We start from the raw sequence: 16130 nt of genomic DNA, 5'->3' as shown, positions 1-16130 counted from the left end.
AAATGGTCGCCAGTGCTGTCTGCCGAGTGAGGAATGACTGCCGTCATGCCAGAGTTTGCGTACACCGACCTGCTCCCCTTGGGCGAGGACACCACCCCCTACCGGCTGGTGACCTCCGAAGGCGTCTCCACCTTCGAGGCCGACGGCCGTACGTTCCTCAAGGTCGAGCCGGAGGCGCTGCGCAAGCTCGCCGAAGAGGCCGTCCACGACATCCAGCACTTCCTGCGCCCCGCGCACCTCGCGCAGCTGCGGCGCATCATCGACGACCCCGAGGCGAGCGCGAACGACAAGTTCGTCGCCCTCGACCTCCTCAAGAACGCGAACATCGCGGCGGCCGGCGTCCTGCCGATGTGCCAGGACACGGGCACGGCGATCGTGATGGGCAAGCGCGGCCAGAACGTCCTCACCGAGGGCGGCGACGAGGCGGCCCTCTCGCGCGGCATCTACGACGCGTACACCCGCCTGAACCTGCGCTACTCGCAGATGGCCCCGATCACCATGTGGGAGGAGAAGAACACCGGCTCGAACCTGCCCGCGCAGATCGAGCTGTACGCGACCGACGGCGGCGCGTACAAGTTCCTCTTCATGGCCAAGGGCGGCGGCAGCGCCAACAAGTCCTTCCTCTACCAGGAGACCAAGGCGGTCCTCAACGAGGCCTCCATGATGAAGTTCCTGGAGGAGAAGATCCGCTCGCTCGGTACGGCGGCCTGCCCGCCCTACCACCTGGCCATCGTGGTCGGCGGCACCTCGGCCGAGCACGCGCTCAAGACGGCGAAGTACGCCTCGGCCCACTACCTGGACGAGCTCCCCACGGAAGGCTCCCCCCTGGGCCACGGCTTCCGTGACCTCGACCTGGAGCAGCAGGTCTTCGAGCTGACCCAGAAGATCGGCATCGGCGCGCAGTTCGGCGGCAAGTACTTCTGCCACGACGTCCGCGTCGTCCGCCTCCCCCGCCACGGCGCCTCCCTCCCGGTCGCCATCGCGGTCTCCTGCTCCGCGGACCGCCAGGCGACCGCGAAGATCACCGCCGAGGGCGTCTTCCTGGAGCAGCTGGAGACGGACCCGGCCCGCTTCCTCCCGGAGACCACGGATTCGCACCTGGACGAGTCGGCGGACGTGGTCTCCATCGACCTGACCCAGCCGATGGACGAGATCCTCGCGACCCTGACCAAGCACCCGGTCAAGACCCGCCTTTCCCTGACCGGCCCGCTGGTCGTGGCACGCGACATCGCGCACGCCAAGATCAAGGAGCTGCTGGACTCGGGCGCGGAGATGCCGCAGTACCTGAAGGACCACCCGGTCTACTACGCCGGTCCCGCGAAGACCCCCGAGGGCTACGCCTCGGGCTCCTTCGGCCCGACCACGGCCGGCCGGATGGACTCCTACGTCGAGCAGTTCCAGGCCGCGGGCGGCTCCAAGGTCATGCTGGCCAAGGGCAACCGCTCGCAGCAGGTGACGGACGCGTGCGGCGCGCACGGCGGCTTCTACCTCGGCTCGATCGGCGGCCCGGCCGCGCGCCTGGCGCAGGACTGCATCAAGAAGGTCGAGGTCCTGGAGTACGAGGAGCTCGGCATGGAGGCGGTCTGGAAGATCGAGGTCGAGGACTTCCCGGCCTTCATCGTCGTGGACGACAAGGGCAACGACTTCTTCCAGAACCCCGCCCCGGAACCGACGTTCACCCACATCCCGGTCCGCGGCCCGGGCCTGGCGTAACGCGCCGCTGAGCCGGGGCGGGGCGGCTGCGCCCGCCCCGGTTCAGCGCAGTCGTGCCCGGATCCAAGGTCCGGGCGTATCTCCGGTGCGCGTTACAGGTAGGTCACCTGGCGAATGCGGCACCCTTCGGCCCCGAGGTCACGCGGTCACCGACTCCGCGGCCTCGGCCTCGGCCTCGATAGCGGCTAGTTCGTCCATGGCGGGGCGGACGGCCGGATCATCCTTGCCGGTGGTGCGGTGGATAGCGGCCAGGGCGTCATTGCGACGCGTGAAGAGGTCTGGACGCCGTTCGATCTCCACCTCGCGCATCCACCAGTCGAGCCAGTGTGTGAGGTGGCCGATCTTCCCGCTGCGGATGGCGGCGGCCAGCGCGCTTTCCTTGTGCTGCTCCAGCTCCGCCAGGCGGTGCGGGGCGATGCGGGCGAGGGCGACACGTACGGCGTCGGGGGCGCGCTCGGGGCGCGGGATCAGCTCCGCGCCGTGGCCCGACTGTGTGGTCACGGTGTCCTCCAAAGGGTGCCCCGGCCAGGGCATCCATTCCTCGACATCGTCGACGGGGCCGATGCCTTGGAGTGCGATGTGCGGCTCACCGCCGACCGGCGGCTCGTCTGTGTGCATAAGCACCGGCCCCGGAGCCGACGTTCACCACATCCCGGTCCGCGGCCCGGGTCTGGCCTGGCGAGTCGCCGGGCCGGGGCAGGCAGTAATGCCCCGGCCCGACCCGCTCACAGCAAGGGAGCGGCCCGGTGGAAGTCAGTGACGATCCGCCGGAATCCGGTGTGCCCACTGCGGCTCGCATGGCGCAGGGACCACGTGGCAGGCTCCGTACCGTCATCCGCCGGCCCCGAGCCCTCCAGGCACGAGGTGCACTCCATCTCGACTACTGCCCCGCCGCCCGAACGGTCCGAACTCGGCAGCCATTCGGACGGGTTGTGCACCACCACTCCGGCAACGACCTCACCCGCCATGACGGCTACCGCCTCCCACGGGTACGGAGAGTTCGGCCCAGATCCGCTTCCCCGGCCCGTACCGCTCCCCCGCCGCCCACCGGTCCGCGAGCGCGGCCACCAGGCCCCCGCCCGCAGTCCCGTTCCGGATCTGCGGGCAGCACCTCGGGGCGGCCTGGGGCCGCGTCATGCACCTCGATGCGCACACCGGCGGGGAGCCGTACGTACCGGGTCTCGATCTCCCGGCCCGCTGCGGTCCGCGCATGCCTGCCCGCGTTCGTCAGCAGCTCGGAGACCACGAGCAGCGCGTCGTCCTCGATCTGCGCGAGGCCCCAGTCCGCGAGCGCCTTACGCAACTCCGTCCTCGCCCGCCCGACGCACCGCGGATCGCGGTTCCACCTGCGCACGACCAGCCCGTCATCCAGCTCGGCCGAAGGCCCATTAGGGTTCAGCATGTTGACGCTCCTTGTGTAAGCGTTGGCCATGCCCCCGGACCGTTCGCGCGGTCGCGGGGGTCTCTGCATTCGACTCCGGGCACGCCAGACAGACCACCAAGGGTGATGTGGGTGTCACCGAGAGGAGCCGAAACCAGAGTGCTCCGCACCTCCAGCGAACCGCAACCAAATCAATTGGAAAATGTTCCAACTTCATGCGGCGGGACTACCCTTGAGCATTCGACGCCACCTGGAGGGGGCTGCACATGGTCGATCCTCGACCAACTGTCCGACGTCGCCGCCTGGCTGCCCTGCTCGTACAGCTACGAGAGGAGTCAGGCAGGTCGCCCGAGGAGGCAGCCGAACGCATCGGATGCCATCGCTCCAAAATCAGTCGCATCGAGAACGCCCGGCTCGGCATCTCGCTGGGTGAACTCCGCGACCTGCTCACCTTCTACGGGGTTGATGACCCCGCCTTCGTGGAGGACCTCGTCAACCTCGCACGCCGAGGTGGCGAGCGAGGGTGGACACGGCACCTTCGCGCCGCCCTTCCCTCCTACGCCGACCACATCGACTACGAACAGACGGCGCACTACATCCGGTCGTTCCAGCCTCTGTTGATCGCTGGGCTCCTCCAGACCCCCGATTACGCGAGGTCTTTGTACCGGGCCAACCCTGAGATGCTCAGCAGCAAACGCGTGGAGGAGTTGACCTCGATGCGGATGCAGCGCCAGGAGGTGTTGGAACGCGACACCCCACCCCGCATGTGTGTCATCCAGGGTGAAGCCGCTCTCCGCAGCCAGGTGGGAGGGCCCAAGGTGATGAGGCAGCAGCTCGATCACCTGCTGTCCCGGGCGGAACAGCCGAATGTGGACGTACAGATCCTGCCGTTCAGCGCTGGGGCCCATGTCGGCCTGGTCGGCGCGTTCGTCCTCTTCGGCTTCCCCACGCCCGCGTTTTCGGACGTGGTGTGCGTCGAGCACGTCACAGGGACGCTGCACATGGAGACTCCCGAGGAGACCGCCCGGTATACGCTCGCCTTCGACACCTTGCGAACAGCAGCTATGAACACGGCCCACAGCGTGGACTTGATTCAGAGCATCAAGCGTGACCTGTAGACGACAGGAACTTGAGGTACAGACCATGCTCGCCACCGAACTCGGCACCATCTCATGGCGTAAGAGCAGCTACAGCGGTGGAGGTTCCTCGGGCGGTGACTGCGTCGAGGTCGCCGACGTCCAGGGATCTGTGGCAGTGCGCGACAGCAAGCGTCCCGAAGGGCCCGCCTTCCTCGTCTCCGACGTCGGGTGGGGCTGCTTCATGGGCGCCGTGAAGGTCTGAGCGCCTGTCCGGTCGACGGAACATGTGGTCATGGGCGCAGAAGCCGGTAGTGGATGTGGCCGCCCTGGGGGCCGACGCGCTCGAATCCCGACTTGACCAGGACACGGCCGGAGGCCGGGTTGTCCGGAAGGTGCTTGGCGGTCAGCCGGTCCATGCCGGCCGCGCTGAAGGCGAACGTGATGAGTCGGCGGACGGCTTCCGTCGCGTACCCGTTGCCCCAGATGTCTTCGCGCAGGACGTACCCAACGTGGCCCTCCCCGGGCGGGCAGCGGCGGAGCTTGACCACGCCGACCAGGTGACGTCCGGCCTCGATGCCGAGGATGTACTGGACCACCGGATCGGCGAGGCCCCACTCGTGGGCCTGGGCGACGTACCGCTCTGCCTCGTCCCGGGTCATCTCCTCGCGTCCCAGGTAGCGCAAGGATGCACCGCTGTAGATCCGCTGGATACGCGGAGCGTCGCAGGCGCTGCTTGGCGGGCCCGGTTCTCGCGTTGCGCCTGCCAGCCTGGACCCCACGGTCAGCCCGTTCCCGCCTATGCCGTCGCGGCGCTTTGAGGGCGGGCGCTGTGCGGGGTGCGCAGGGCGAGGATGGCGATGTCGTCGTGACCGTCGCTGGGGTGGTGGTCGGCCAGCGTCTGCACGTAGTCCTCCAGTGGCAGGGCGGCGTGGGCGGTGGCGAGTTCGGCGAGCTCGTTCAGACTCTGATCGATGGGGTGGTCCGGGTGTTCGATGAGCCCGTCGGTGAAGAAGACCACGGTGGCGTCCGGGGGCAGGGGGTGAGTGTGGTCGGGGCGGGGATGGTCGGTGTCGACCCCGAGCGGTAGTCCGGGCTCGGCGAACAGGTATTCCGCTCGCCGGTCCGGGGTGATGAGCAGCGGTGGGAGGTGGCCCGCGGTGCTCCAGTGCAGCCTCCAGGCCGGCCCGTCGGGTTCGACGCGCGCCAGGCTGGTGGTGGTGACGGGATTGTCGGTGATGGCCTGCAGGGTGCGGTCGAGCTGGGCGAGGACCGCGCTGGGCGGAGTGCGCCGGTCGAAGAGCAGAGCGCGCAGCATGTTGCGGGTGGAGGCCATGGCGGCCGCGGCATGCAGATCGTGGCCGACCACGTCGCCGATGACGACCGCTACCGCGTCGTCGGGCAGCCGGATGGCGTCGTACCAGTCCCCGCCGAGAGGGTTGGGCTCGGCAGCGGGCCGGTAGATGGCGGCGGTGTCGAAAGGCCGCAGGTCGGGCAGGATCGGCAGCAGAAGCCGCTGGAACTGCTCAGATCCGGCACGGACTTGTTCGAGCAAGCGGGCGCTTTCGATGGCGAGGCCCGCAGCGCCGGCCAGGGCAACGACGATGTTCTCGTCGTGGGCGTCGAAGGGCTGTCCGTCGTATCGCTCGGACAGGTAGAGGTCACCGTAGATCTCACCGCGGACGCTGATGGCGACCCCGAGGAGGGTCCGCAGACGCGGGTGGCCGGGCGGGAACCCGGACGAGGACGGGTGAGAGCGGATGTCATCTGCCCGCAGCGGCTGTGGATGGCGGATCAGGTGCCCGAGGACACCTCGACCGCGAGGGAAGTCGATGCCGGCCAGGTCAGCGCGTTCTTGCTCGGACAGGCCGACAGGAATGAACTGCGCCAGGTATCCGCCGGACTCGTGCAGCACTCCCAGTGCCCCGTAGCGGGCGCCGACCAAGTCCATGGCGGTGGTGACAATACGGTGCAGCACCGCGGGCAGTTCCACCTCCCGGCTGATGGCCAGCACCGCATCCAGCAGGCCCTGCAGCCGGTCCTTGGCCAGGGCCAGCGCCCGAAGTTGCTCGATGATCGGTTCCAGTTCGGCATCCAGGCGACGCCGAAGATCAGGAGTGCCCGGCTGCCGGGGTTCTTCTTCTCTGTCCATCACGGGCGCCTGGCGGCATCGGCCTCCGTGGCCTTGAGTCGGCAGGAGCCGGTGCCGGTCTGGATCAGCGTGCCCTTGAAGGTCGGCCGGTCGGCGATCGCGGCGCACAGCCGGGGGTCAGTGAAGGTCTTGGCCAACGCCCTCGCTGAAACTGTCGGGTCCGACCGGCGGTCACGACGGATCCGCTCGTACAGCCACTCACGCGAGCGGTACACCCGACCCCCTGACACGACCGTGATCAACAAGAGCGCAGCATGACACAGCCAAACAGACCAACCTGCCCATTACTCCCAAAGCGGCATGTCATACCCGAACAGACCTAGGTGGCTCCCACTCTCGCTGCCGAAGCAGTGGCTCCCGCTCTCACTGCCCGAGTGGCTCCCATTCACCCTGTCAGAAGCACGGCCTGGCATCTCCACCGCCACGGGTCCGTTACGGGTGTCGATCGATCAACGCGACTGGGCGTTCCCCACGTTCAAAGCACGGTTCGAGCACGCGGCACGGGACCTGGCTCGGGATGAGGAAACCCCGCACCTGGCGCGGCTGACGCTCACCGAGCGCACCTACGAGCGGTGGCTGTCGGGCGCTGTCCGGCCCAATCCGGACGCCCGGAGAGTCCTTTCCCACCTGTTCGACCATCCGATCGAAGCCCTGCTGGCATCAGCCCCTGTGACTGACGCCGACATCTCGACGGAGGTGCCGCACGCACAGCACAACGTCGGTCCCGGCGTCGACATGGACGAGATGAGAAGGAAGGCAGCGATGGCGGCCAACAGAGCTCTGCGCTACGCGGTCATGGCGGAATCCCAGACACTCGGATCGGAGACCCTGGACCATATCCATGAGGAGGTGGCGCGGATCGCCCGGGCATACCCCAGAGTTCCGCTCCACGACATCCTCGGTGACCTCGTAGAGGTCCAGGACCTCACCTTCCCCGTCCTGGAGGCCAACCGCGCCTCCCCGGCCCAATCCCGCGATCTTCATCTCTACGCCGCGATGTCCGCCGGAATGCTCGCGAAGGCGTCGCATGACCTGGCCGACCCGAGGGCGGCGATGATGCAGGCCCCTGCCGCCTACGTGTACGCCGACAAGGCCGGCCACGGACGGATGTGTGCCTGGACCAGAGGTCTGCAATCCCTCATCTCGTACTGGGCCGGGCGCCCCGCCGACGCCGCCGCCTACGCGGCCCGGGGCAGCGCCTCACTCACCGTCCCGGCCGGGACCGTCACGGTGTGGCTCGCCAGCCTGGAGGCACGCGCTCACGCCGTGCTCGGAGAGGCGCAGAAGGCACACGAGGCCGTCCGGAAGGCCACCGAGGTCCGGGACACCGCTGAATCCGACGACCTTGACGAGGTCGGCGGCATCTTCGTCTTCCCCCGCCCACGGCAGGCCTACTACGGCGTTGAGGCGGCCGTACTCCTGGGCGAGGCGACCGGCGATGTGGAGCGGGACGCGGTGGAGGCTGTGCGGGCGTACCGGACCGCGAAGAGCGAGGCGCCGGACGAGTGGGCCTTCGGCGATGAGGCCGGGGCCTGTACGAATCTCGCCATCGTCCGTATTGGCCGGGGGGATGTGGAGGGTGCCTCGGAGGCAGTGCAGCCCGTTCTCGAACTGCCGCCGTCTCAGCACAACGCGGGCATCGTCATCAGTGCCCGCCGGGTCCACTCCGCGCTCTCCCACAGTTCCGTGCGTACGGCAGCCAGGGCCAGGGAGCTGCGCGGTCACCTGGAGCTGTTCACTGCGACCACCACCCCGTCACTGGCCCGATAGGGTCCGCGGCATGTATCCCGTCACCCACACGACACCACGTCTTGCCCTTCGCGAGATCACCCACGATGACGTCGATGCTGTCCACGCCGTGTACGGCAACGAGGAGGCCACCCGGCACCTGTCGTTCGAGCCGCGCACGCGGGAGCAGGTGGGGAGCATCATCGCCCGCTCCGTGACGTCTGCCGCCGCAAACCCCAGGGACGAGTACTGCCTCGCCGTCACGGCCCGGGAGACGGAGGGGCTGATCGGCTACGCCCGGCTGGCCCTCGACCCGCATCAGCAGAAGGCCGCGACCATAGGCTTCGCCCTTCGCCCGGAAGCGTGGGGGCAAGGTCTTGGGACGGAGACCGTCCACGCCCTCCTGGGCCTCGCTTTCGACCAGCTCGGCCTGCACCGCGTCTGGGCGGCTCGGGCTCCCCTCAACACCGCATCCCACAAGACTCTGATCCGCGCGGGGATGACGGAAGAGGGTCGCATCCGTGAGCACGTCCACGTAGGAGGAGCTTGGCGTGACTCCCTCACCTATTCGATACTTGATCACGAGTGGAGACCAAGCGAAGGCAGCCCGTAGGTCGGGGGCGGGAGGGCCTCGGCGTCGGGTTAACGTCGGGGAGACGGGGAGGCAGCTTTCCGTTCACCCCGGTTTGCAAGGATTTCCGTATGACTGTGATGTCCTCCCTCCGTACCGGCCGTGCCGTCCGCGTGGTCGCGCATCGTGGGGCCTCCCACGAGCATCCCGAGCACACCCTCGCCGCGTACCGGCAGGCCATCGACGACGGGGCCGACGCGCTGGAGTGCGATGTGCGGCTCACCGCCGACCAGCGGCTCGTGTGCGTGCACGACCGGCGGGTCGAGCGGACCTCCGACGGGCGGGGGGTGGTCTCCGAGATGACGTACGAGGAGCTGGCCGCGCTCGATTTCGGGGCGTGGAAGGGGCCCGGGCACTCCGGGGCCCGGGTGCTGCTCTTCGAGGAGCTGCTCAAGGAGGCGCTGGGCGCGGACCGGCCCGTCGGGCTCGCCGTCGAGACCAAGCACCCGAGCCGGGCGGGCGGGCGGCTGGAGGTCGAGCTGGTGCGGATGCTCCGGGAGTACGGACTCGCGGACGGGGCTTCGGGGCGCGTCGAGGTGATGAGCTTCTCGCGGAACGCGCTGACCCGGACTCATCGGCTCGCGCCCGGGTTGCCCACCGTTTACCTGATGGAGCGGCGGCTGCGGCCGGCGCGGCCGCCGTACGCCACGCACGCGGGTCCGGGGATCGACCTCGTACGACAGTCTCCGGGGCTGGTGGGGCGGCTGAAGGCCAAGGGGCTGTCGGTGCGGGTGTGGACCGTGGACGAGCCCGAGGACGTGGAGCTCTGCGTTCGGCTCGGGGTGGACACGATCATCACCAACCGGCCGCGGGACGTGCGGAAACTGCTCCTCGACATGTGAACACCCGGCCGGGGTGCGCCGGCCGGGTGTGGGGGGTCGTCGGTGGAGCGGGGCGGTTAGGCGCTGTGCCCGTTTACGCGCTGTGCGCCGTTAGACGAAGCGCTGGTTCGCGGAGCCGTTGCAGGTCTGCAGGCGCAGCGGTTCGTGGGCGGCGGCGACGGTCAGGCACATGCCCGGGGCCGCAGCGGGGTGGAGGGTGGCGCCGTCGCGGACGAACTGCTGGTTCGCGCCGCCGTGGCAGTTCCAGAGGATCAGGCCGGTGCCGGCGCCGTAGTTGGCGCCCGGGGCGTCCAGGCAGCGGTCGTGGGTGAGTTCGATGTGGACGGACTTCTTCGCGGAGTCGTACCACCAGCCCTGGTTGCGGCCGCCGTGGCAGTCCCAGCCGACCACCTTGGTTTCGTTGGCGCTGGAACCGCCGTAGGAGTCGAGGCAGTTGCCGGTCGCCTCGTTCTTCAGCGGCGCGTAGAGGGAGTCCCAGGCGCCGGCCTGGAGTACCGGGGTGCCGGTGCTCGCGGGGTCGGCGCAGGAGGCTTCGCGCAGGCCCGAGTCGTAGAGCTGGGTCAGACAGGACGCGAACGCGCCGTGGCCCCGGTAGTTCGGGTGGAAGGACTGGCGGGCGGTGTTCTCGTCCCAGGGGAAGTGGTCGCCGAGGTCCAGGTAGAGGCCGCGGGCCCAGGTGTCCTCCATGCACACCTCGTGGCCGTGGAAGAGCCGCGAATTGTCGAGGTAGGTGGCGCCCGAGGCGAGGGCGGCCGCGCGCATGCCCTTCTCGAAGGTGGGCACCGCGTAGTTACGGCCCCAGGTGGCGTCGGAGTCGTAGCCGGCGCAGCCTCCCGGGAGTTTCCCGGGGAAGTTGGGATTGTCGTAGAAGTCGGGGCCGATGGGGCTGGGGTAGCCCATCACCACGAGCTTGTAGTCGGAGTCGGCGTAGCCGGCGTCGCGCATGACCGTCTTGAGGTCCGCGACGGTCGACTCCACCTTGGGCTTGAGGCCGTCCACGCGCGCCTGCCAGCCCGGGCTGTACTTGGGCTCGCAGGTGCCCTGGCTGAGCACCCAGCGGGTCACGCAGTCGGTCATGACGGGGCCGAACTGGAGGTCGTCGTTGGCTCCGGCGACCAGCAGCACCATCTTGATCTTGGTGTTGCGGGCCTTGATGGCCAGACTGTCGCTCTGCACCAGCTCGTCGGCGTACTGCTTGCTGCCGCCGATCTTGATGTTGCCGGTGTAGCCGCCGGAGCAGGCGACATTGAAGGTCAGGTCGGCGGGGATGCCGGTGCGGTGGATCGCCGAGTCCGGCGAGCGGTGGCACTGGTTGGCGGAGGTGTTCGTCGCCGGGTCGTAGTTGCCGACGCCCTCGCCCGAGATCTCGCTGTCGCCGAGCGAGATCAGGCCGGTCTTGCGCTCGTTCAGCGGGCGGATCGCCGAGTCGCCGTAGATCTTGGTGGCCTCCGCCGCGCGGATGGCCTCCAGCTCGGGCGAGAGCGGGGTCACGGCCCCGGCGGGGGTGGCCGCCTGGGCCATGGGGGTGATGGCGGTGACGCCCCCGAGGGCGGCCGCGATCGCCGCGACGGCGGCGACGGTAGATCTGAGCCTGGGTTTCGTGGGTTTCGTACGTACACGTGCCATGAACGCCTCCCCGATATCGGTGTTACCCACGGTATTTACTGGTCAGTAGGGGAGTTGGGAACACTTCGAACAAGACAATTGCTCAACTTTTTGAGGAGGCCACGAACATGACCGACGATCAGACCCGCGACCAGACCCCCGACCAGAGCCCCGACCAGACCCCCGACGGCTACCGCGTCGAGCACGACTCGATGGGTGAGGTACGGGTGCCCGCGCACGCCAAGTGGCGGGCCCAGACCCAGCGCGCGGTGGAGAACTTCCCCGTCTCCGGCCAGCGTTTGGAGCGCGCCCACATCGAGGCCCTGGCCCGCGTCAAGGCCGCCGCGGCCCTGGTCAACGCCCGCCTGGGCGTGGTGGACGAGGACATCGCCGAGGCGATCCGGTCCGCCGCGGCCGAGGTCGCCGAGGGCCGCTGGGACGAGCACTTCCCGGTCGATGTGTTCCAGACCGGGTCCGGGACCTCGTCCAACATGAACACCAACGAGGTGATCGCCACCCTGGCCACCGAGCGGCTCGGCCGCGAGGTGCACCCCAACGACCACGTCAACGCCTCGCAGAGTTCCAACGACGTGTTCCCGTCCTCCCTCCACATCGCCGCGACCGCCGCCGTCATCGGCGAGCTGATCCCGGCCCTGGAGCACCTCGCGGCCGCCCTGGAGCTCAAGGCCGCCGAGTTCGCCGACGTGGTCAAGGCGGGCCGCACGCACCTGATGGACGCCACCCCGGTCACCCTGGGCCAGGAGTTCGGCGGGTACGCCGCCCAGGTGCGCTACGGGGTCGAGCGGCTGCGCGCCGCCCTGCCGCGGCTCGCGGAACTGCCGCTCGGCGGGACCGCCGTGGGCACCGGGATCAACACCCCGCCCGGGTTCTCCGCCGCCGTGATCGCCGAGGTGGCCGCCGCCACCGGGCTGCCGCTGACCGAGGCGCGCGACCACTTCGAGGCCCAGGGGGCTCGGGACGCCCTCGTCGAGACCTCGGGGATGCTCCGTACCATCGCCGTCTCGCTCACCAAGATCTGCAACGACCTGCGCTGGATGTCCTCGGGCCCGCGGACAGGATTGGCCGAAATCAATCTCCCCGACCTCCAGCCGGGGTCCTCGATCATGCCGGGGAAGGTCAATCCGGTCGTCCCGGAGGCCGTGCTCATGGTCGCCGCGCAAGTGACGGGGAACGACACCGCGGTCGCCGTCGCGGGCGCTGCGGGCAACTTCGAGCTCAACGTGATGCTCCCGGTGATGGCCAGGAACCTCCTCGAATCGATCCGGCTGCTCGGCAGCGCGAGCCGCCTGCTGGCCGACCGCACCGTGGCCGGGATCACCGCCAATGTGGCGCGGGCCAGGGAGTACGCGGAGTCCTCGCCCTCCGTCGTGACCCCGTTGAACCGTTACATCGGCTACGAGGAGGCCGCCAAGGTCGCGAAGAAGTCCCTCGCCGAGCGGAAGACGATCAGGGAGGTCGTGCTGGAGTCGGGGTACGTCGAGCGCGGCGACCTGACCCTGGAGCAACTGGACGAGGCCCTCGACGTCCTGCGCATGACCCGGCCCTGAGCCCCTGCCGCCGGGGGCCGGATCCGGTCGTTTCCCGTCCCTTGAGACCTCCGTGACCTGCACCGCAGCGGGCGTAGGGGTACCCGCCCTAAGATCTGCGCATGACAGGTACCGGAGGCGGCGGGGGCGAGGGCGCGGACGCGCGGGGCGGGCACTGGGCGCCGGGGGACCAGATCCTCTGGCGCTACCGCGATCACGCGCCCGGTCTGAAGGGCCAGGTCCACATCTGCCGCCCGGTGACGGTGGTCCAGGACACCCCGGACCTGCTGGCCGTCTGGATGGCCCCCGGCACCGAGTGCGTCAAACCCGTCCTCGTCGACGGCACCCCCCTGCACGCGGAGCCCCTCGCCACGCGCTACACCGCGCCGCGCACCACCGTACGGGCGCGGTGGTTCGGCACCGGGGTGCTGAAGCTGGCCCGGCCCGGGGACCCCTGGTCGGTGTGGCTGTTCTGGGAGCGGGGCTGGCGGTTCAAGAACTGGTACGTGAACCTGGAGCGGCCGCGCACGCGATGGGCCGACGGGGTGGACTCCGAGGACCACTACCTGGACATCGCCGTCAGCCCGGACCGCAGTTGGAAGTGGCTGGACGAGGACGAGTTCGCGCAGGCCCAGCACCTCGGGCTGATGGACCGGGAGCAGGCGGCCCGGGTCCGGGAGGCCGGGCGCGCCGCGGTGGACCTGATCCGGGCCTGGGGGCCGCCGTTCTCCGACGGTTGGCAGGACTGGCGGCCTGATCCGGCATGGCAAGTTCCGGTTCTACCCGAGGACTGGGACCGCACCCCGGCGCATATGACCTCATGAGACCCTTGATGCGCCCCCGGGGTTCAAACGTAGGATCGTCCTCCGCTGGGTGGCGTGCGGCGTTGCCGCGCGGCTGAGCATCCGTAAATGACGTGCCGTACACGGAACTTGACCGGAGATCAACGCAGAGCGAGAGGTAACGAGCCGGACGCGGAATGCGGGGCGGTGGTGCCCCTGCCGCTGAGCGGGTATACCGCGACTGACCGAGTTGAGTGCAGCGCACATCGAGCGCAAACGGACGGAATTCCACGCGTGACGGAGTACCCCACCTCCCAGGAGGGCCCGCAGCCCATCGCCTCCGGCGGAGGTACGGATGACGCCGGCCACGGCAAGGCGCCCATCGCGGCCGCCGAGGCCGTACGCACGCATGCGCCGGTCCCGGGCGGCGAGCCGGGCGGCGGCGCGCCCGCGGCGGCTTCCGACGCCCGCCCGCGCCCCGAGGGCGGGGGCTTCCCCCGGCCCCGCGCGACGGCCGAGGCGGCGGCCGCCGGGGACCCCGGCCAGGGCAGTGCCCGTACCCGGGACGGCGCGGCGGCCCGCAAGGCCGCGGAGGCCGTGAACCCGGGCGCGAAGCCCGCCGCGAAGCCGGCCCGCGCCGCGAAACCGGGCCGCGCGAACCCGGCTGCGAACCCCGCCGCAATGCCGGCCGTGAACCCCGCCGTGAACCCGGCGGCGAACCCGGCCGTGAGCCCCGCGGCGAACCCCGTCGCGGGCGCCGCCGGCGTCGAAGGGATGCCGGAGATCAGCGCCGCCCGGCGGGAAGGCGACCGCCTGCGGTTCGTCGGCGCCGCCACCCGGCGGATCGCGCGCGGCATCGACCTCGACGAGATCGTGCTCGGCCTGTGCCGGGCCACCGTCCCGACCTTCTCGGACGCCATCCTCGTCTACCTCCGCGACCCCCTCCCCGTCGGCGACGAGCGTCCCGTCGGCCCGGTCGTCTTAAGGCTCCGCCGCACCGACCGGCTCCGGCCGATCGACGACCTCACCGGAGCCGGATCGGACACCGCCGGAACCACCGGGACCACCACGATCACCGGGACCACCGGGACCGCCGGGCTCCTGGGCGGCGCCGCCTTCCCGGGGGCCGCCGGCGAACTCGACTTCAGCCAGTTGCCGCTGGTCGGCCCGCAGGGTGACCTGCCCGCAGCCGAGCTGTGCGAGATCCGCACCGGCGGGGCCCTCGCCGAGGTGCTGCGCGGCGTACGGCCCGTCTTCGGGGACTCCGCCGCCGCCAAGGCCGCCCTGCCGGAGCTGCTGGGCGCGGAGCACCCCGTACCGCGCGGCCAGCGCGCCATCCTCGCGCCCCTCCGGGGCCGCCGCCGCGTCATCGGCGCGGCCGTGTTCCTGCGTACCCCCGAGCGGCCCGCCTTCGAGACGAACGACCTCCTGGTCGCCGCCCAGCTGGCCACCCACACCGCGCTCGGCATCGACAAGGCCGTCCTCTACGGCCGCGAGGCATACATCGCCGACGAGCTCCAGCGCACCATGCTCCCCGACAGCCTCCCCCAGCCCACCGGGGTCCGGCTGGCCTCCCGCTACCTTCCCGCCGCCGAGACGGCCCGGGTCGGCGGCGACTGGTACGACGCCATACCCCTCCCCGGCAGCCGGGTCGCCCTCGTCGTCGGCGATGTCATGGGCCACTCCATGACCTCCGCCGCGATCATGGGCCAGCTCCGTACGACCGCGCAGACGCTGGCGCAGCTGGACCTGCCCCCGGCCGAGGTGCTCCACCACCTCGACGAGCAGGCGCAGCGCCTCGGCTCGGACCGGATGGCCACCTGCCTGTACGCGGTCTACGACCCCGTCTCGCACCGGATCACCATCGCCAACGCCGGCCATCCGCCGCCGGTACTGCTGCACCTGGGCGGCCGCGCCGAGGTGCTCCGGGTGCCGCCCGGCGCCCCCATCGGCGTCGGCGGCGTGGACTTCGAGGCCGTGGAGCTGGACGCCCCGGCCGGGGCCACGCTGCTGCTGTACACCGACGGCCTGGTGGAGTCCCGGCTGCGCGACGTGTGGACCGGCATCGAGCAGCTGCGCGAGCGGCTCGCCACGACCGCCCAGCTGACCGGCCTGGACCACCCGCCGCCGCTGGAGGCGCTCTGCGACGACGTCCTCGACATGCTCGGCCCGGGCGACCGGGACGACGACATCGCGCTGCTCGCGGCCCGCTTCGACGGGATCGCGCCCAGTGACGTCGCGTACTGGTTCCTGGACCCGGAGGAGACCGCTCCGGGCCGGGCCCGCCGGTTCGCCCGCCGCGCGCTGACCCGGTGGGGCCTGGAGGAACTCCAGGACTCGCTGGAGCTGCTGGTCAGCGAGGTGGTCACCAATGCCGTGCGGTACGCCGAGCGGCCCGTGACCCTGCGCCTGCTGCGGACGGACGTGCTGCGCTGCGAGGTCGGCGACGACTCCCCGCAGCTGCCCCGCCAGCGCCGCGCCCGGGAGACCGACGAGGGCGGCCGCGGCCTGTTCCTGGTCAACCGGCTGGCCCGCCGCTGGGGCGCGACCCGGCTGAGCAGCGGAAAGGTGGTCTGGTTCGAGCTCCCGTTGCCGGGGGCGCACGAGCGGCGTTGACTGGGCACGAGAAAGAGCGCACGAGAAAGAGCTCAGCGAGAAAGAGCTCAGCGAACC

The 16130-nt window shown here is 70.3% G+C and carries 13 protein-coding genes and 2 pseudogenes; 10 read left to right on the top strand and 5 right to left on the bottom strand.

The window, feature by feature from the left end; all coding sequences use genetic code 11:
• Positions 1–45: 45 nt before the first annotated feature.
• Complete coding sequence (locus tag MTF65_RS11195; protein WP_243628395.1) at positions 46–1713, top strand: fumarate hydratase; 1668 nt, start codon at positions 46–48, stop codon at positions 1711–1713.
• 546 nt (positions 1714–2259) lie between these two features.
• Positions 2260–2340: pseudogene (locus MTF65_RS30225) on the top strand (glycerophosphodiester phosphodiesterase family protein); the annotation flags it as partial.
• Positions 2341–2686: 346 nt separating this feature from the next.
• On the opposite strand, the gene MTF65_RS11185 reads toward MTF65_RS30225, so the two are convergent.
• Positions 2687–3115 (bottom strand): ATP-binding protein, encoded by a 429-nt coding sequence (locus MTF65_RS11185; RefSeq protein ID WP_308407147.1) that lies wholly within the window; start codon positions 3113–3115, stop codon positions 2687–2689.
• A 245-nt stretch (positions 3116–3360) separates the two neighbouring features.
• Here MTF65_RS11185 and MTF65_RS11180 point away from each other — a divergent pair, with 245 nt between their 5' ends.
• Both MTF65_RS11180 and MTF65_RS11175 read left to right on the top strand, forming a co-directional pair.
• On the top strand, positions 3361–4212 hold the full coding sequence (locus tag MTF65_RS11180) for a helix-turn-helix transcriptional regulator (protein ID WP_243628393.1): 852 nt from the start codon (positions 3361–3363) through the stop codon (positions 4210–4212).
• Positions 4213–4237: 25 nt separating this feature from the next.
• The gene (locus MTF65_RS11175; RefSeq protein WP_243628392.1) at positions 4238–4435 is read left to right on the top strand and encodes a DUF397 domain-containing protein; all 198 of its coding nucleotides are present in this window, start codon (positions 4238–4240) and stop codon (positions 4433–4435) included.
• A 28-nt stretch (positions 4436–4463) separates the two neighbouring features.
• Here the strand turns inward: MTF65_RS11175 and MTF65_RS11170 are convergent, their stop codons facing one another.
• The 3 genes and pseudogenes from MTF65_RS11170 to MTF65_RS11160 all read right to left on the bottom strand — a co-directional run.
• Complete coding sequence (locus MTF65_RS11170) at positions 4464–4952, bottom strand: GNAT family N-acetyltransferase (RefSeq protein WP_308407146.1); 489 nt, start codon at positions 4950–4952, stop codon at positions 4464–4466.
• A 17-nt stretch (positions 4953–4969) separates the two neighbouring features.
• Entirely contained in the window at positions 4970–6322 is a 1353-nt protein-coding gene (locus MTF65_RS11165; RefSeq protein ID WP_243628390.1) for a PP2C family protein-serine/threonine phosphatase, read from the bottom strand.
• Positions 6322–6453: pseudogene (locus tag MTF65_RS11160) on the bottom strand (AAA family ATPase); the annotation flags it as partial. The gene MTF65_RS11165 and the pseudogene MTF65_RS11160, both read right to left, overlap by 1 nt.
• A 307-nt stretch (positions 6454–6760) precedes the next feature.
• Here MTF65_RS11160 and MTF65_RS11155 point away from each other — a divergent pair.
• The 3 genes from MTF65_RS11155 (at position 6761) to MTF65_RS11145 (ending at position 9523) form a co-directional block, all read left to right on the top strand.
• Entirely contained in the window at positions 6761–8092 is a 1332-nt protein-coding gene (locus MTF65_RS11155) for a hypothetical protein (RefSeq protein WP_243628389.1), read from the top strand.
• Positions 8093–8102: 10 nt separating this feature from the next.
• Complete coding sequence (locus MTF65_RS11150; RefSeq protein ID WP_243628388.1) at positions 8103–8663, top strand: GNAT family N-acetyltransferase; 561 nt, start codon at positions 8103–8105, stop codon at positions 8661–8663.
• 89 nt (positions 8664–8752) lie between these two features.
• Positions 8753–9523, top strand: a complete 771-nt coding sequence (locus tag MTF65_RS11145; RefSeq protein WP_243628387.1) for a glycerophosphodiester phosphodiesterase — start codon at positions 8753–8755, stop codon at positions 9521–9523.
• A 90-nt stretch (positions 9524–9613) separates the two neighbouring features.
• Here the strand turns inward: MTF65_RS11145 and MTF65_RS11140 are convergent, their stop codons facing one another.
• Positions 9614–11149 carry a ricin-type beta-trefoil lectin domain protein gene (locus tag MTF65_RS11140; protein ID WP_243628386.1) on the bottom strand — a complete coding sequence of 512 codons (1536 nt, stop codon included), beginning with the start codon at positions 11147–11149 and terminating at the stop codon, positions 9614–9616.
• Between the two features lie 107 nt (positions 11150–11256).
• Between MTF65_RS11140 and MTF65_RS11135 the strand changes: the two genes are divergently transcribed.
• The 3 genes from MTF65_RS11135 (at position 11257) to MTF65_RS11125 (ending at position 16073) form a co-directional block, all read left to right on the top strand.
• Positions 11257–12696, top strand: coding sequence for a class II fumarate hydratase (locus tag MTF65_RS11135; RefSeq protein ID WP_279398806.1), 1440 nt, complete (start codon positions 11257–11259; stop codon positions 12694–12696).
• Between the two features lie 101 nt (positions 12697–12797).
• Positions 12798–13499, top strand: coding sequence for a DUF402 domain-containing protein (locus MTF65_RS11130; RefSeq protein WP_243628385.1), 702 nt, complete (start codon positions 12798–12800; stop codon positions 13497–13499).
• A 252-nt stretch (positions 13500–13751) separates the two neighbouring features.
• Positions 13752–16073 (top strand): ATP-binding SpoIIE family protein phosphatase, encoded by a 2322-nt coding sequence (locus tag MTF65_RS11125; RefSeq protein WP_243628384.1) that lies wholly within the window; start codon positions 13752–13754, stop codon positions 16071–16073.
• Positions 16074–16130: the final 57 nt, after the last annotated feature.

Origin of the sequence: Streptomyces sp. APSN-46.1 (assembly GCF_022815725.1) — a bacterium.
Classification (GTDB): domain Bacteria; phylum Actinomycetota; class Actinomycetes; order Streptomycetales; family Streptomycetaceae; genus Streptomyces.
The sequence above is the reverse complement of the archived record's forward strand: the minus strand, read 5'-3'. Positions and strand labels throughout refer to the sequence as shown.

What these genes read in the sequence shown, in the direction of transcription:
- MTF65_RS11135 (WP_279398806.1), top strand. Translation starts at nt 11,257, where the DNA reads ATGACCGACGATCAGACCCGCGACCAGACCCCCGACCAGAGCCCCGAC.
- MTF65_RS11195 (WP_243628395.1), top strand. Translation starts at nt 46, where the DNA reads ATGCCAGAGTTTGCGTACACCGACCTGCTCCCCTTGGGCGAGGACACC.
- MTF65_RS11130 (WP_243628385.1), top strand. Translation starts at nt 12,798, where the DNA reads ATGACAGGTACCGGAGGCGGCGGGGGCGAGGGCGCGGACGCGCGGGGC.
- MTF65_RS11185 (WP_308407147.1), bottom strand. Translation starts at nt 3,115, where the DNA reads ATGCTGAACCCTAATGGGCCTTCGGCCGAGCTGGATGACGGGCTGGTC.
- MTF65_RS11165 (WP_243628390.1), bottom strand. Translation starts at nt 6,322, where the DNA reads ATGGACAGAGAAGAAGAACCCCGGCAGCCGGGCACTCCTGATCTTCGG.
- MTF65_RS11175 (WP_243628392.1), top strand. Translation starts at nt 4,238, where the DNA reads ATGCTCGCCACCGAACTCGGCACCATCTCATGGCGTAAGAGCAGCTAC.
- MTF65_RS11145 (WP_243628387.1), top strand. Translation starts at nt 8,753, where the DNA reads ATGACTGTGATGTCCTCCCTCCGTACCGGCCGTGCCGTCCGCGTGGTC.
- MTF65_RS11180 (WP_243628393.1), top strand. Translation starts at nt 3,361, where the DNA reads ATGGTCGATCCTCGACCAACTGTCCGACGTCGCCGCCTGGCTGCCCTG.
- MTF65_RS11150 (WP_243628388.1), top strand. Translation starts at nt 8,103, where the DNA reads ATGTATCCCGTCACCCACACGACACCACGTCTTGCCCTTCGCGAGATC.
- MTF65_RS11140 (WP_243628386.1), bottom strand. Translation starts at nt 11,149, where the DNA reads ATGGCACGTGTACGTACGAAACCCACGAAACCCAGGCTCAGATCTACC.